Source organism: Aquitalea sp. ASV15, from assembly GCF_016429115.1.
Lineage (GTDB): Bacteria > Pseudomonadota > Gammaproteobacteria > Burkholderiales > Chromobacteriaceae > Aquitalea > Aquitalea magnusonii.
In genome coordinates this window covers 1-15,241 of the sequence record NZ_JAELTZ010000029.1, presented here as the reverse complement: position 1 = coordinate 15,241, position 15,241 = coordinate 1, and the positions used below count along the sequence as shown (strand labels likewise).

Here is a 15,241-nt window from a genome sequence, read left to right as displayed (position 1 = left end):
TGTCAGACAGATGGAGTTGCGGTTGCGGGTTCGAGGCGGGCAGTCAGTTCCTGCGCCAGCGCGAGATAGGCCTGGGCACCGCGGGCGTTGCGGTCGTACACCAGGCCGGGCAGACCATGGCTGGGCGCCTCGGCCAGCCGTACATTGCGCGGAATGACGGTTTCGAACACCTTGCTGCCAAAGTGGCTGGCCAGCTGCTCGGACACCTGCTGTGAAAGATTACTACGTGCATCGAACATGGTGCGCAGCAGGCCCATGATTTCAATGCGCGGATTCACCGCCGTGCGTACCTTGCGCAAGGTGGTGACCAGATCGGACAGCCCTTCCAGCGCATAGTATTCACACACCATGGGTATCAGCACGCTGTTGGCGGCCACCAGGCCGTTGAGCGTCAGCAGATTGAGCGAGGGCGGGCAGTCGATCAACACATAGTCGTACTGGTCGTCGACCAGACTGAGTGCGTTTTTCAGACGGGCTTCGCGGGCCAGTTCGTTGACCAGTTCCAGCTCGGCCCCGCCCAGGTCGCGATTGGCCGGCAGCACGTGATAGCCACCCTGCTTGGCGGGCTGGCGCACCTCTTCCACCGAGGCATCGCCCAGCAGCACGTGATAGACCGACTGCTCCAGCGCCTGCTTGGCGATGCCACTGCCCATGGTGGCATTGCCCTGCGGGTCGAGATCCACTATCAGCACCCGCCGCCCCAGCTCGGCCAGACCTGCAGCCAGATTGACCACGGTGGTGGTCTTGCCGACCCCACCTTTCTGGTTGGCGACCGCGATCACCCGTGCATTCATTTAGCCACCATTCTCACCAGATGGCGTTCGGCGTCCAGACCGGGCACCGACACCGGCAGTACTTCGGCGACGGCCACCGTTTCCGGCAGCAGCGAGATTTCTTCGTAGGGATAAACACCCTTCATCGCCAGATACTGCCCGCCTTCGGCCAGCAGATGCGGCGTCAGGCGGACAAACTCGGCCAGCTCGGCAAAGGCGCGACTGGTGATGCGGTCGAACTTCTGTTCCGGCTGATAGGCTTCCACCCGACTGGTGACGACCTCGACATTGGGCAGGCCCAGCTCGATGACCGCCTGGCGCAGAAAGGTGGTTTTCTTGTGATTGGAGTCCAGCAGGACAACCTGCAGATCCGGCCGGGCAATGGCCGCCGGAATGCCGGGCATGCCGCCGCCCGAGCCGACGTCCAGCAGACGGCTGCCACCATTCAGGTGCGGCACCAGCGACAGGCTGTCCAGCAAATGGTAGCTGACCATGCGCTGCTCCTCGCGCACGGCGGTCAGGTTATAAGTGTGGTTCCATTTGGCCAGCAGCGTCAGGTAGCCGTCCAGCAAGGCCAGCTGTTGTTCATTCAACCCCAGGGCCAGTTGATCCAGCCCGTTTTTCAGTTCTGCAGTATGTGTCATGCGCTTGGCTTGGCAATTATTCAATTTTGGCGTCGGTAAAACCGCGTTTCAGATGCACCATCAGCAGCGCTACGGCCGCCGGGGTAATGCCCTGGATGCGCGAAGCCTGGCCCAGGGTTTCCGGGCGCTGCTGATTCAGTTTTTGTTGCACTTCCTTGGACAGGCCCTTGACCAGTGCGAAGTCGATGTCAGCCGGCAGGCGGATGTCTTCCAGATTGTCACGGCGCGCCAGTTCTTCGTTCTGACGATTGATATAGCCTTGATATTTGACCTGAATTTCCACTTGCTCGGCAACCACCTCGTCGGCCACGCCACCGGCCGCTTCCGGCAGGGTCATCAGCTCACGGTAGGCGACATTGGGGCGCTTGAGCAGGTCGAACAGGTTGTATTCGCGCTCGATGCCCTTGCCCAGCAGGGCTTCCAGCGCCGCGGCATCCTGCAGCTTGGCCGGGTGCAGCCAGGTGGTCTTCAGGCGGGCGGTTTCGGCTTCCACCGCGTCACGCTTGCGGCAGAAGGCTTCCCATTGTGCATCGCCCACCAGGCCCAGCTTGCGGCCCATTTCGGTCAGGCGCAAGTCGGCATTGTCCTCGCGCAGCTGCAGGCGGAATTCGGCACGGCTGGTAAACATGCGGTAAGGCTCGGAGACGCCCTTGGTGATGAGATCGTCCACCAGCACGCCCAGATAGCCCTCGTCGCGACGCGGACACCAGCCCTCTTCATCACGCGAATACAGACCGGCATTCAGGCCGGCCAGCAGCCCTTGCGCTGCGGCTTCTTCGTAACCGGTGGTGCCGTTGATCTGGCCGGCAAAGAACAGGCCCTTGATGGCCTTGGTTTCCAGCGTGGACTTGAGCCCGCGCGGGTCGAAGTAATCGTATTCGATGGCATAGCCGGGGCGCAGGATGTGGGCATTTTCCATGCCGCGAATCGAGCGCACCGCTGCCAGCTGGATATCAAACGGCAGGCTGGTGGAAATCCCGTTGGGGTAGAACTCGTGCGTGGTCAGACCTTCCGGCTCCAGGAAGACCTGATGGCTGTCCTTGTCGGCAAAGCGGTTGATCTTGTCCTCGATGGACGGGCAGTAACGCGGGCCCACCCCTTCAATCACTCCGGTAAACATCGGGCTGCGCGCGAAGCCGGAGCGGATGATGTCATGGGTTTGCTGATTGGTGTGGGTAATCCAGCACGGCAGCTGCTTGGGATGCATGCTGCGCTGGCCACGATAGGAGAACACCGGTTCCGGAGTATCGCCTGGCTGCTCTTCCATCACCGAAAAATCAATACTGCGGCCATCGATGCGCGGCGGCGTGCCGGTTTTCAGCCGCCCCACCGGCAAGGCCAGCTCACGCAGGCGTGCGCCCAGGGTGGAGGCCGCCTGATCACCGGCGCGGCCGCCGGTGTAGTTTTCCAGGCCGACATGAATCTTGCCGGACAAGAAGGTGCCGGCGGTCAGCACCACGGTGCGGGCGCGGAAAGTGATGCCAATGGCCGTGATGGCACCGGCCACGTGATCGCCTTCAATCAGCAGGTCGTCCACCGGCTGCTGGAATAGCGTGAGATTGGGCTGGTTTTCCAGCATCTCGCGAATGGCCGCCTTGTAGAGGATGCGGTCGGCCTGCGCACGCGTGGCGCGTACCGCCGGACCTTTCGAGGCATTGAGGGTGCGGAACTGGATGCCGCCGATGTCGGTGGCCAGCGCCATGGCGCCACCCAGTGCATCCACCTCTTTCACCAGGTGACCCTTGCCGATGCCACCAATCGACGGATTGCACGACATCTGACCCAGGGTCTCGATATTGTGGGTAAGCAGTAGCGTGGCGCGCCCCATGCGGGCTGCGGCCAGTGCGGCCTCGGTGCCGGCGTGACCGCCGCCGACCACGATCACGTCAAATTGTGTGGGATAAATCATCTGGCTGTACTCGGAACCCCGTGCATGCGAACGACGCATGGGTGATGCGTGCAGGAAAAACGGCCTATTCTACGGCAAAACCGATAACCATGTAAGTCATTGATTTACTTCGCCCCTGTTGTAACCCGACGTTAAAACGCAGGTCATCCACAAGTCATGTGATGGAAATGTCTTCGTCAAACAGGATGATTAGCATGTTTTGGACGGACAGCAGGCCAAAAAGCTGCTGCCAAATGAAGGAGTTGCCCGCAATGCCGGGCCGACTGGACGAAAGTCCGAGCGACATTCCTTGCTGACAAAACTAGCATGCATCGCATGTTCCGAGGGGAGTAAGTCATGCAATTGAACGAAAGCGTTTCCGCCCGCCGCCAGCTGAAACTGGGAGTACGTGTCGCCGAAACCGCTGAAGATATCCGCCGCGCCCAGAAACTGCGCTTCGATGTATTTGCCGGCGAAATGGGTGCCGAACTGTCCTCGCATGAGCTGGGCATCGACTGCGACGAATACGATGCACTGTGCGATCACCTGATCGTGGAAGACGCCAACAGCGGCCTGGTGGTCGGCACTTATCGCATGCTACCGCCGGATATGGCCCGCCGCGCCCCCTCGCTGTATTCCGAACACGAATTCGACCTGACCCGCCTGGACAACCTGCGCGACGGCCTGATCGAAGTGGGCCGTTCCTGCGTCCACAAGGACTTCCGCAGTGGTGGCGTCATTGCCCTGCTGTGGTCCGGTCTGGCTGATTATGTGCAGAAAAAGGGCGGTGAATATCTGGCTGGTTGCGCCAGCGTCAGCCTGGCCGATGGTGGCCATCAGGCTGTCAGCCTGTATCGCCAGCTGGAAGCCAGCCACCTGTCCCCGGCAGAATGGCGCGTGTTCCCGCACCTGCCGCTGCCGCTGGACCGCATTCAGGACGATGCCGCCTCTTCGCCGATGCCGCCGCTGATCAAGGGCTACCTGCGCGCCGGCGCCTTCATCTGCGGCGAACCGGCCTGGGACCCTGATTTCAACTGCGCCGACTTCTTCATGCTGTTGCCGATGAGCCGCCTCACCGGCCGCTACAACCGTCACTTCGTAGGCTGATTCCCAGCCTGCCGCAGCCTAGCTGTGTCATCAGCCCGGACGAAACCCCCCGTTCGTCCGGGCTGTTCTGCATTCAAGCCACCGCCAGCCCGGCAGCTGGCTGCTACAATCCGCCACATGAGCTACCCGTTTGCAGCAGTCGGCATCGTCCACTCCCCCTACAAGGAAAAATTCGGCATCCCGCGCCAACCTTCGCTGGCCCCGGCCGCCGAGGTCAGTGTGGAATTGCTGCCGCCATTCAATCACCCGGACACCGTGCGCGGACTGGAAGCCTTCTCCCATGTCTGGATCAGCTTCGTGTTCCACCAGACCGCCCGCCGCGGCTGGCAAGCACTGGTGCGGCCACCACGCCTGGGCGGCAATGCCAAGGTGGGCGTGTTTGCCAGCCGCTCCACCCATCGCCCCAATCCGCTGGGCCTGTCGCTGGTGGAACTGCGCGGCATCGACTTTCACGACGGCGTACGCCTGCAACTGGCCGGCGCCGACCTGCTGGATGGCACGCCGGTGCTGGACATCAAGCCCTACATTCCTTTTGTGGAAGCCCGGCCGGAAGCCCGTGGCGGCTTTGTCGACGGCCCGCCGGTCTGCCTGCAGGTAGAGTGGAGTCCCGCCGCGCTGCAACAGCTGGCCGCCCTCCCCTCCCCGCCGCCCGCCCTGGCCGCCCTGATCGAACAGGTGCTGGCACAAGACCCGCGACCGGCCTATCAGGACGACCCGCAGCGCATCTATGGCGTGCAGCTGTATGACTACAACATCCGCTTCAGCGTGGCGGATAACCATGCCCGCGTGCTTGAAATACAGCGGCTTGCCCCGAACTAAAGTCACATGCCCCAGTCACACCGGGGCCCTTTACTCTGGAGAATATAATCATGACACCTCGCGCGAAGACGATCATGCTCGCCTTCACCCTGGTTTCTGTCCTGGCGGCACCGTTCGCGGAAGCCGCACGCCTGGGCGGAGGCAAGAGCGCCGGCATGCGCCGCTCGGCCCCGACCAAGAGCTACCAGCAGCCCACCCCGATGCCGGCACCGGCACCGCAAGCTGCTCCGCAAGCACAGCCCAAGAAAGGTCCGGGCATTGGCACAGCCATTGCCGCTGGTGCCGCTGGTGCCGCCGCCGGCTACATGCTGGGTTCGGCCATGAACAGCAACCATGCCTCTGGCAATGCGTCGGAAGCCGCCAGCGGCTCCGGCATTCCCTGGGGCACCCTGGCCTTGCTCGGCCTGCTGGGCATTGGCGGCCTGATGTGGTTCCGCCGCAAGAACGCCGCCAGCCCGGCACCGATGAACACCCCGATGCCGGCCGGCAACGCCCCGGTATTCAATAGCAGCAGCCAGGATGCCGCCCGCTTCGATCCGATTCCCAAGATCGGCTCCGGCCTGGGTCAGCCAGCGTCTTACGGAGCCGCTGCACCGGCCATGGCTGGCGGTGTACCCGCCCGCCTGCCGGATGGCACCGAAACGCCGAACTTCCTGCGTCAGGCCAAGGCCACCTTCCTGCATTTGCAAAGCCTTAACTCGCCGGACAGCCTGGAAGAAGTACGCAAGTACATGACGCCGGACCTGTTCGAAGGCCTGCGCAACGACATCGCCGGCAATAGCGATGTGGCCGACTTCCCGCAGCTGGACTGCCAGCTGGCGGAAGCCGTGGAAGAGGCTGGCCGTTACATTGCCACCGTGCGCTTCTCCGGCACGGTGAGCGAATCGGTCAATGCCCCGGCGGTGCCGTTCAGCGAATACTGGCACTACATCAAGGATGGCAGCACCGGCGGCAAATGGCTGGTGGCAGGCATTCAGCAGGAGTAATTTCTTCTTTTTGTGCTGATTTATCTCAACGGGCCCAGTCGGGCCCGTTTTTTATTATCGGCCCATGCTCTACACTGGAATGCCAATTGCTAGAGAGATTGGCTTACGGGCCAGCAAGAGCCCCACTCCAGGAAGGAATGTACTGTAATGAAACGTTTCGAGCATGCCGGTCTGACCCTTGGCAGCCATTTTCAGCCCATCTACAGCCTGGCGCATCGCCGCACGGTGGGTGTGGAAGCCCTGTTGCGCGCCGAGCAGAACCAGCTGCCACTCTCCCCGGCCGAGGCCTTTTACGCCATGGTGTCGCCAGAACGGCGTCACGGGCTTGACCTGGCGGTCAGCCAGGCCCATGTCCAGCATTTTTCCCAGCTGGAACAAGCCCATCCGCACTGGTTGTTTCTCAATGTCGATGCCGCCTCGCTGTCGCGCCCGGAGCGCGCCATGGCGCTGGCCAATTCCATCCGCGAAGCCGGCCTGCAGCCGGGCAATGTGGTACTGGAAGTGCTGGAACATGTGCTGGAAGTGGATGAGGCGCTGATCGAAGGCGTCAACCTGCTGAAAAAAGCCGGTTTCCTGATCGCCATCGACGACTTTGGCGTCGGCCATTCCAACCTGGACCGGGTCTGCCAGCTGGAGCCCGACCTGGTGAAATTCGACAAGGACTTGCTGCGCAGCGCGGTCAGCCAGCCGCGCACCCGCAATCTACTGTCCAGACTGGTGCGGCTGATGCATGAAATTGGTGCACTGGTGGTGGAAGAAGGCATCGAAACCGAAAACGACGTACTGGTGGCGCTGGAGTCCGGCTGCGATCTGGTACAGGGCTATTATGTGGCACGGCCCAGCCTGACACCCGATGCGGACGACATCATCACCAAGCGGCTGGATTCGCGCTGGGACGAGCTGATGGTGCGCGACCTGCTCAAGCGCAAGATCACCCGGCGCCAGATCGAACTGGCACGGCAGGCCTTTGTGCAATCGGCCATTTCACTGATGCAGGGCACCCCGTTTGATCAGGCGGCCACCCCGATGCTGGCCATGCCGGATGTAATCCGCTGCTTTTTGCTGGACAGCGAGGGCCGCCAGATCGGCCGCAACCTCAACAGCCGCCACAACACCGTGGCCAGCAACCTGAAATTTGCCCCGCTGGCCGACACCACCGGCGCCGTGTGGTCGCGCCGCGCCTATTTCCAGCACGCCATCGACCAGCCCGGCGTGCTGTACATGAGCGAGCCTTATCTGTCGATGACCGACACCCGCTCCTGCGTGACGCTGTCGATGGCCATTGAAATCGACGAAGCCATGCATGTGCTGTGTGCCGACGTACTGGCCCCGCGTGTACACAGCAGCCACGGCTGAAAACGGCAACAGCAGCAATGAAAAAGGACCGCACGCGGTCCTTTTTCGTTTCCGGGCGCCGGCTTACTGCGCCGGGCTGACCTCGGAGATGTTTTCAAACAGGGTGACCACCTTCTGCACCCCTGCCGTTTCGCTCACCACCTGCGCCGCAGCCTGGCCTTCGGCCGGCGTCACCAGCCCCAGCAGGTAGACCACGCCACGCTCGGTCACCACCTTGATCTGATTGGGCGAGTAGCCCTTGCCATCCAGCATGCGGGTACGCACCTTGCTGGTGATCCAGGTATCGTTGCTACGCTCGGACAAGCCGGACGACGGTGCCACCACCGTGTAGTTGTACACCCGGCGGACATTGGGCATGCCACGGGCAATCAGCTCGGCCTGCTGGCCAGCTTCTGCCGACGGCACTTCACCGGTCAGCAGCACGGCACGGTTGTAGCTGGTGGCATTGACATGGGCCGACGGCAGCTTGTCGCCAATCTGGTGCGATACCTTCACTTCGATGCTCTGGTCATCCACATAGGCACCGCTGGAACGACGGTCGGTAGCCACCAGCGCACCACCGGCCACGCCGCCAGCCGCCAGGGCAAAGCAACCGGACAAGGCGCTGGACAGGCCGGCAGCCAGCAACAGGGTCAGGACTGTGTGTTTCATTTACTCGCCTCCCAACAGCATGTAGTCAATCGCATCGCACAGCGCATGCACCAGCAGGATATGCACCTCCTGGATGCGCGCGGTACGCAATACCGGCACATTCAGCTGAATGTCCTCCGGCGACAGGATTTCACTGATCTTGCCGCCGTCCTTGCCGGTCAGGGCAATCACGCCCATGCCGCGTTCGTGGGCGGCATAGATGGCTTCGATCACATTGGCAGAATTGCCCGAGGTGGAAATGGCCAGCAAGAGGTCGTTGGTATGCCCCAGCGCCCGTACCTGCTTGGAAAAAATCATGTCGAAATCGTAGTCGTTACCAATGGCGGTGAGCGCCGAGGTATCGGTTGCCAGTGAAATGGCCGCCAGACCGGGGCGCTCTTTTTCAAAGCGTCCCAGCATCTCGGCGGCAAAATGCTGGGCATCCGCTGCCGAGCCGCCATTGCCGCAGGCCAGGATCTTGCCCTCGTTCATCAGGCAGCTGACCATGCGCTCGGCCGCCAGGGCCACCGCCGGCGACAGCAACTCCATGGCCTCCTGCTTGGCGGCGATGCTTTCCAGAAAATGTCCGTTGACGCGTTCAATCAGGTCCATGCTTTTCCTCGTAGCAGCCAACCGGGGGCTGCTATGCAAAAATGTTTTTCAGCCACTGTAGCGGCTGCTCGCCTTCACTCAGCACAGCATCAAAACGACAAGGTGCGTCTACTCCCCTATCGGACAGGTAGACTGCCGCCGCGTGCATGAGTTTCCTTTGTTTGTTTGCGGTAATGCTGTAAGCGGCACCGCCAAAGCGGGCGCTGGCACGATGGCGCACCTCGACGAACACCCAGCTGCGGCCATCACGCATGATCAGATCGATTTCGCCACCCCGGCACAGCCAATTGCGCTCCACCAGTTGCAGCCCCTGTCGCAACAGGAAGGACAAGGCCCGCTCTTCCGCCAGCCTGCCCTGCTCATTCATGGGGTTTACTCGCCCTCGCCAATCAGCGACACCGGCAACTGGCGGTCGAACACGCGGTCGCGCCCCAGTTTCAAATCACCGGTCACGCCATCCAGCTTGATGCTGGCCGGATTACGGCTGTTCGCCAGTTGCAAGGCCAGGCGATAGGCATCAATCCCCAGCGCATACAGCCGCTCGGTTTGCAGGGTCAGCGCGCTGGCCGGCCGCGCATAACGCTTCACCGCCGGATGCTGCGGCATCAGGAACCACGGCATGTCGATAAAACGGATACCGGCCAGTTGCCGGTCCGGGGTGCGGGTGCTGATCTGCGAGGTGGCATACACCGCCAGCTCTGGCAGCAAGGCAGGCTTCAGCCGGGCCGCCTCGGCCGGCTCCACCGCCAGAAACACCGCATCCGCGCCTGCTGCCGCCGTGGCGAGTTCGGACAGATTGTGGCCGTTGTCCTCCATCTGCAGTGCATCCTTGCCTGCCTGGCTGCGCCACTCGTCGGCAAAAGCCTGCTTCAGCCGGCTGGACAGCACCTCGCCATCGGTAATGATCAAGGGATTGGCGCGGCCATCTTCCCGCATCAGCCGGGCAATCTGCCGCGCTTCCACTTCCACATTCAAGGCCAGGGTAAACAGCTTGGGGCTGGTGGGCACATCGCGCCCCACCGAGTTCAGCGCCAGCGTGGGCACGCTGACATAGGGCGCCACCGCGGCAATGCCGCTGCGCGACAGCGGGCCGATCACCACATTCACCCCGCCCGCCACCGCCTCGCGGTAACGCTGGGCGGCATTGTGCTCATCGGCATCAATCACCACCACCTCGGCCTGCGGATCGACATCATGCGCCGCCTCCACCCCGCTGCGCACCACCGCCGCCGCCTCGCCCAGCAGGCGCGACTCGGTAGGCAGCAACAGGCCGATCTTCACCCGCGACGCCATCTTGCCCGGTGCGGGCAGGGGCTTGGCCTGCGGCGCCATGGCCGGCGCCGAAGCCGGCGCAGTCTGCGCCCGAACCGCCGCACCAGCCGCGCTATTGAGCGGCGCGGCATTGAGTTGGATGATATAGTCCGGTGCCTGCGCCTGCGCAGCCGTCAACCATGTCATCATGACGCCAACCAACAGCGGAGCCAGTCTTTGCATACTTCGTTCGCTCACTTGCTTGAATCTGCACGGGAAAGTTTCTGTCGCGGCACATTATATGTGGTGGCCACCCCCATTGGAAACCTGGGAGATGTTACCGCGCGTGCGCTGACTGCCTTTGGCGTGGCCGATGTGGTGTGCGCCGAAGACACCCGCGTCACCGGCAGCCTGCTGACAGCATACGGCATTCACGCCAACAAACTGGTCAGCCTGCGCGAACACAACGAACGCAGCATGGCCGAACAAGTCATCCGCTGGCTGGCGGAAGGCCAGATCGTGGTGCAGGTATCCGATGCCGGCACCCCCGCCGTATCCGACCCCGGCGCCCGGCTGGTGGAAGCCGTGCGCGCCGCCGGCCACCCGGTACGCCCCATTCCCGGCGTGTCCGCCGTCATCACCGCCCTGTCCGCCAGCGGCTTTACCAGCAATGCCTTTCTGTTTCACGGCTTTTTGCCCCCCAAAAGCGGTGAACGCCGCCGCACCCTGCAGCAATGGCTCAGTGCCGACCACCTGGTGGTGTGCTACGAAGCCCCGCACCGCATCGTCGACACCCTGCAGGACATCGTGGCCGAACTGGGGCCGGAACGCCGGCTGATGCTGGCACGCGAGCTGACCAAAACCTTTGAAACCTTCCACAGCCTGCCCGCCGGCGAACTGCTGGAATGGGTCAAGGCCGACAGCAACCAGCAGCGCGGCGAAATCGTGCTGATCATCGACGCCGCCCCGCAGCCCGACAGCGACGAAGCCCTGCCGGAAGAAGCCATCCGCATCATGAACATCCTCAGCGCCGAGCTACCGATGAAACAGGCCTCCACCCTGGCCGCCCAGATCAGCGGGGCCAACCGCAAGCAACTGTATGACCATGCGCTGAAATTGAAAAAGGACGCCGCAGAGTGATTTACAAGGGCAGGCGGATCAGATAGACTTGCCTCCTCTTGCGATGCCCGGGTGGCGAAATCGGTAGACGCAGGGGATTCAAAATCCCCCGCCGCAAGGTGTGTCGGTTCGAGTCCGACCCCGGGCACCATCGCAACGTACAGAGCAGTTCCAGAAAGTCCAGAAACCCGCACAGCACAAAGCTCTGCGGGTTTTTTGTTGTCCAGATCAGTCCGGCATCGTCCAATACCATTCAGCTTTTTTGTGCATAGATTTGGTGTATAGGCCCACGGCCAGAAGCTGAATCTGTACACACCTGCCACATGCAGGCCAAGCGGGCTGCTCCGCTTTCTCCTATCGGCGCAAAAGTCGATGCCTTATACAAGCACCCTGCATCAAGCCACCAGCTGGAGCTGTCCGATTTATGCCAAAAATCAGCAAATTGTTGCCTGCTTTTGATCTTAAATATGACATAAGCACGCTGCTTGTGAAAAACTGTGGGCTTGGAGGGGATATTTTGACTACTCAGAATCGGGAGTAGGTGAAATGACCCGTGGATTTGGGGTGTGACCATCGCCAAGTGCTTGATTCTTGAGAAAACCATGCCCACGGTTTGCCCTCGGAATTACACGGTTCCGGCTCACAATCCACGGTTTGCCCAAATCGCTCTTTCGGCCTTTTCCTGTTCTTTCTTCTTTCTTTATAAAAAACAAAGAGATAGAAAAATAAAACAGTGAAAATGGCAGAAAGGGCAATCCACGAAATCGCGACAGGCCGGAAAAAGTGATCCACGGTTTGGGGCGGTTTTTTTGATGTGTGTGCCTGGTTGGAAGAGATGCTGGCGAGGAGAAGGACACTCGCCTTGGCTGGCAGCTTGGTGGACTGAAAGGCAAATTCATCGCTTCAGTGCGCTTAATACTCAGTGGCCAAATGATGGTCGTAACTTCTGTGCAAATGCTATTTCTATTCAGTAACGCGATCCGAAGGAAAAAGAATGTTTCGATTTTTTGGTGGTATAGCTATATTTTTCGCACTCAGTATGCAAGCTCATGCAGAACTGGAAGCAGGTTTGGCTGCACTTAAGTCAAAAGACTATGCGGTTGCAATTAAGGAACTATCGCCTGCTGCAGATAATGGCGATGCGTCAGCTCAACACGCAATGGGACAAATATATGAATCTGGGCTGGGAGTGAAAAAAGACCCATCGCTAGCAATTTCTTACTATCAAAAGGCCGCATCACAGGGCTTTGCCAAAGCACAACTTAATCTAGGCACTGCTTACGCCTCAGGTGTCGGGGTCGAAAAAGATTACGGGCAAGCAATCAAATGGCTGCAGAAAGCTGCTGATCAAGGTAATCCAACTGCATCCCACAACTTGGCAATCATGTACGCTGGAGGCCTTGGCGTTGTGCGCGATTATCCTCATGCTGTACTTCTCTATAGGAAAGCAATTGAGGGGGGGTACGCTCGCTCCGTTTATAATTTAGGGGTTATTTACGCCAATGGAGCCCCCGGCGTCCCACAAAATTTGACCATGGCATATGTGGTTTTTAGCGTTGCATCTCCAAACGATACTGTAAGTGCCGGATACAAAGGAATTGTGGGGGCAAGACTTACACCAGAGCAATTACAGAAGGCAGAAAAAATTTCAGCATCATTGAAACTAGGTTCGGCTCTCCCTCTGGATGTCAATTAATTTGGCATTAAGGAAATCAATCACCCAAGCAGTTGTAGCCATTTGGCGATAATCTGGGAAAACCACTAAAAAATCAATCTACCCAATTCAAATGGCGGCCTTGATCGGTATAGGTTTATTGGCAGATATGCTCCGAATATCCGCTATGGATCGTAAGCCGCCATTTTCCTTAGGCAAATTCAGGGCTGTACAAATGTAGATCAAGCTCACAACCGTGTTAGTATATTTGTTGACAAAAACGATTACCACACAGCATAGAATCCTTACTAGGCAATACTTCCCAGCCATCATTCGATAGAGACCCCGAAATCGACAAAGCAATTATCGAGTCATATACTTCCATGGCTTTGCACATCAACGATGGTGACAATGACTGAATTTATCATTACATGATGAAAATCAGATCATGAAACAACAAATAGAACAGCATGATTTATGAGAAAAACAAAATCATTATTTATTGCAACGGTGCTGATGAGTATTGTCGGCTGTGCCAGCTCATCGCACTCTATTTCTGAATTATCAAACACCTCGCCATCACCGTCAGATAAATCCACCACACCCCTCATGACACTATCTAGCTCCAGTCATACTCTGCCCAGTATCTGGATTGCTAAAGTTATTGCAAAAATTCGCCCCCTAGTGATTATTCCAACAGGAGAAAACATCAAATATATGGCCATTGCTCGAGTCAAACTTCTCCCGAATCTTGAGGTTAGCTCAGTGACTCTTCTTCACTCTAGCGGCAATCAGGACTATGACCAGTCCGTGCTAAAAGCTATATTTTCTGTACGAACATTTCCTCAGCTACCCGATGGTGAGAATTTTAAAAACTACTCCGAGATAATCATTCATTTCAAATCATAATAAATCAATACTGACCTCACCAAATATTTTCTCTTGAATTATTTACATCAAGAACTGACTGTTTCATTTGCTGGTCTGAAAACTGCCTCTGGTCGAAAAATAAAACTAGACTGGTTAAAAAGTCTGTAATCTCCATCCCTTCTGTTAGCTTTGTCTCTCCATCACCTCACGCCATGCGTCAGCATGCACAGCGCTTGCAGTCCCCCATCCTGAATCGTTGCCTGGATTGCTTTTCATGCACACCGGAGGAGGAGTCCTGCCCTCCCCCCGGCACTTGCCCGTCTTGCCCGATCGGGTGCGCTCTGCCTGGCGCTATCATCAGCGTGTGTTGCCGCATCGGTTTTGTTTCATGACTCTTGCGTTTAGCGGCATCATGGATATGATGAATTCATTTTTCAGCCACCACCCTTGGAAGGATTGCCATGTCGGATGCCCTGGCCCAGCAGGAAGCTGTCGGTTCCCGTTTTTCCCTGGCCAAAATGCGCCATGCACGTGACAAGACCTTCGAGGCGGTGCAGCTGATTGCGGCGCAGATCCGGCCCGGCATGGACGAGCAGCAGGCCAAGGACCTGGCGCGGGCGACGCTGGCGCGCATGGGAATGGAGCGGATCTGGCACGGCATCATCATCCGCTTTGGCCATTCGACGCTAAAAACCTTCAAGCAGAAAATGGACCCCGACAATGTGCTGGGTGAGCACGATATTTTCTTTATCGACCTGGGGGTGGTGTGGGATGGCCACGAGGGCGATGCCGGCGCGACCTTTGTGGTGGGGCAGGATGGCGACATGCATGCCTGCGCGGCGGCGGCGCGTACGCTGTGGCAGCGGGTCAGTGACAAGTGGCAGCGGGATGGCTGCGCCGGCAGCGCGCTATACGACTATGCGGCCGAGCAGGCTGCGGCCATGGGCTGGAAGCTGAATCTGGATATCAAGGGGCACCGGGTTTGCGATTTTCCGCATGCCATTTACCAGGCCGGTTCGCTGGGGGATTTTGCCGCCTGCCCGAATACCGGGGTGTGGATTCTGGAAATCCAGATCCGCCACCCCACGCTGCCGTATGGGGCGTTTTATGAAGACCTGCTGCTGCGTGATACGGCGCACTGAGGCCGCTGGCGGGCGATCAGCGGCGGCTTTGCTGTGGCAGCTGGCTGCGGGCCAGCTGCAAAAAGCGGCATACCGTTGCTGATCCGGTATGCCGCCGGTAGCCAGGTTTGCGCCTGGCGGCGTTTGGGCAGGCTGCCTGCCCTGTTCACTGATCACTCAGCACGGCGGGCGACAGCCCACCGCACCGCCAGCCAGGGCGCGCCGGCGCTGGCTGCGGGTTTCAATCATCGTGATGCAGGCTTTCCTCGATCACCGCATTGATGACCCCCATGGCCACGGCCAAGGGCAGCCCCAACATCCAGGCGAAATACCACATGATTTTGTCCTTTCGCTTCAGTAAACACTCTTGCTGTTGGCACGGATGTGCTGCTCGGTTACCTTGCCGCGCAT

Annotated in this window: 16 protein-coding genes and 1 tRNA gene; 9 read left to right on the top strand and 8 right to left on the bottom strand. The window is 59.4% G+C overall.

Annotation, left to right across the window (positions count from 1 at the left end):
* Window positions 1-2: 2 nt before the first annotated feature.
* From JHD64_RS13645 to mnmG, 3 genes are read right to left on the bottom strand one after another with little or no spacing between them, the layout of a single operon-like run.
* Window positions 3-794, bottom strand: coding sequence for a ParA family protein (locus JHD64_RS13645; RefSeq protein WP_059285302.1), 792 nt, complete (start codon window positions 792-794; stop codon window positions 3-5).
* A complete protein-coding gene (gene rsmG / locus JHD64_RS13640) occupies window positions 791-1,417 on the bottom strand; it encodes a 16S rRNA (guanine(527)-N(7))-methyltransferase RsmG (RefSeq protein WP_059285303.1) in 627 nt (208 codons plus the stop codon). The genes JHD64_RS13645 and rsmG overlap by 4 nt, the downstream gene beginning before the upstream one ends.
* Window positions 1,418-1,433: 16 nt before the next feature.
* The gene (gene mnmG, locus JHD64_RS13635) at window positions 1,434-3,326 is read right to left on the bottom strand and encodes a tRNA uridine-5-carboxymethylaminomethyl(34) synthesis enzyme MnmG (RefSeq protein ID WP_199053565.1); all 1,893 of its coding nucleotides are present in this window, start codon (window positions 3,324-3,326) and stop codon (window positions 1,434-1,436) included.
* 336 nt (window positions 3,327-3,662) lie between these two features.
* On the opposite strand from mnmG, the gene JHD64_RS13630 reads away from it, so the two are divergent.
* The 4 genes from JHD64_RS13630 (at window position 3,663) to JHD64_RS13615 (ending at window position 7,573) form a co-directional block, all read left to right on the top strand.
* Window positions 3,663-4,412 carry a GNAT family N-acetyltransferase gene (locus JHD64_RS13630; protein WP_059285304.1) on the top strand — a complete coding sequence of 250 codons (750 nt, stop codon included), beginning with the start codon at window positions 3,663-3,665 and terminating at the stop codon, window positions 4,410-4,412.
* 117 nt (window positions 4,413-4,529) lie between these two features.
* Window positions 4,530-5,231, top strand: coding sequence for a tRNA (N6-threonylcarbamoyladenosine(37)-N6)-methyltransferase TrmO (tsaA, locus tag JHD64_RS13625; protein WP_199053549.1), 702 nt, complete (start codon window positions 4,530-4,532; stop codon window positions 5,229-5,231).
* Between the two features lie 50 nt (window positions 5,232-5,281).
* On the top strand, window positions 5,282-6,217 hold the full coding sequence (locus tag JHD64_RS13620; RefSeq protein ID WP_199053548.1) for a Tim44 domain-containing protein: 936 nt from the start codon (window positions 5,282-5,284) through the stop codon (window positions 6,215-6,217).
* Between the two features lie 147 nt (window positions 6,218-6,364).
* The gene (locus JHD64_RS13615) at window positions 6,365-7,573 is read left to right on the top strand and encodes an EAL domain-containing protein (RefSeq protein ID WP_059285306.1); all 1,209 of its coding nucleotides are present in this window, start codon (window positions 6,365-6,367) and stop codon (window positions 7,571-7,573) included.
* A 63-nt stretch (window positions 7,574-7,636) separates the two neighbouring features.
* On the opposite strand, the gene JHD64_RS13610 is transcribed toward JHD64_RS13615, so the two are convergent.
* The 4 genes from JHD64_RS13610 to JHD64_RS13595 are packed head-to-tail and all read right to left on the bottom strand — an operon-like array spanning window position 7,637 to window position 10,276.
* Entirely contained in the window at window positions 7,637-8,224 is a 588-nt protein-coding gene (locus JHD64_RS13610; protein ID WP_059285307.1) for a BON domain-containing protein, read from the bottom strand.
* Window positions 8,225-8,815: a phosphoheptose isomerase gene (locus JHD64_RS13605; RefSeq protein ID WP_059285308.1), complete on the bottom strand. Its 591-nt coding sequence runs from the start codon at window positions 8,813-8,815 to the stop codon at window positions 8,225-8,227.
* A 31-nt stretch (window positions 8,816-8,846) separates the two neighbouring features.
* Entirely contained in the window at window positions 8,847-9,182 is a 336-nt protein-coding gene (locus JHD64_RS13600) for a YraN family protein (RefSeq protein ID WP_103523593.1), read from the bottom strand.
* A gap of 5 nt (window positions 9,183-9,187) precedes the next feature.
* A complete protein-coding gene (locus tag JHD64_RS13595) occupies window positions 9,188-10,276 on the bottom strand; it encodes a penicillin-binding protein activator (protein ID WP_233170496.1) in 1,089 nt (362 codons plus the stop codon).
* Window positions 10,277-10,303: 27 nt separating this feature from the next.
* Between JHD64_RS13595 and rsmI the strand changes: the two genes are divergently transcribed.
* The 5 genes from rsmI to JHD64_RS13570 all read left to right on the top strand — a co-directional run bounded on the left by rsmI (window position 10,304) and on the right by JHD64_RS13570 (window position 14,851).
* The gene (gene rsmI, locus JHD64_RS13590) at window positions 10,304-11,206 is read left to right on the top strand and encodes a 16S rRNA (cytidine(1402)-2'-O)-methyltransferase (RefSeq protein ID WP_110313473.1); all 903 of its coding nucleotides are present in this window, start codon (window positions 10,304-10,306) and stop codon (window positions 11,204-11,206) included.
* A 45-nt stretch (window positions 11,207-11,251) separates the two neighbouring features.
* Window positions 11,252-11,336: transfer RNA gene (locus JHD64_RS13585), tRNA-Leu, on the top strand.
* Window positions 11,337-12,179: 843 nt separating this feature from the next.
* The gene (locus tag JHD64_RS13580) at window positions 12,180-12,881 is read left to right on the top strand and encodes a tetratricopeptide repeat protein (protein ID WP_199053546.1); all 702 of its coding nucleotides are present in this window, start codon (window positions 12,180-12,182) and stop codon (window positions 12,879-12,881) included.
* Window positions 12,882-13,316: 435 nt separating this feature from the next.
* Window positions 13,317-13,748 (top strand): energy transducer TonB, encoded by a 432-nt coding sequence (locus tag JHD64_RS13575; RefSeq protein WP_199053545.1) that lies wholly within the window; start codon window positions 13,317-13,319, stop codon window positions 13,746-13,748.
* 422 nt (window positions 13,749-14,170) lie between these two features.
* Window positions 14,171-14,851, top strand: coding sequence for a M24 family metallopeptidase (locus JHD64_RS13570; RefSeq protein WP_199053544.1), 681 nt, complete (start codon window positions 14,171-14,173; stop codon window positions 14,849-14,851).
* A 220-nt stretch (window positions 14,852-15,071) separates the two neighbouring features.
* Here JHD64_RS13570 and cydX read toward each other — a convergent pair whose 3' ends face one another.
* Window positions 15,072-15,167, bottom strand: coding sequence for a cytochrome bd-I oxidase subunit CydX (gene cydX, locus JHD64_RS22225; protein ID WP_113023936.1), 96 nt, complete (start codon window positions 15,165-15,167; stop codon window positions 15,072-15,074).
* Between the last annotated feature and the right edge of the window lie 74 nt (window positions 15,168-15,241).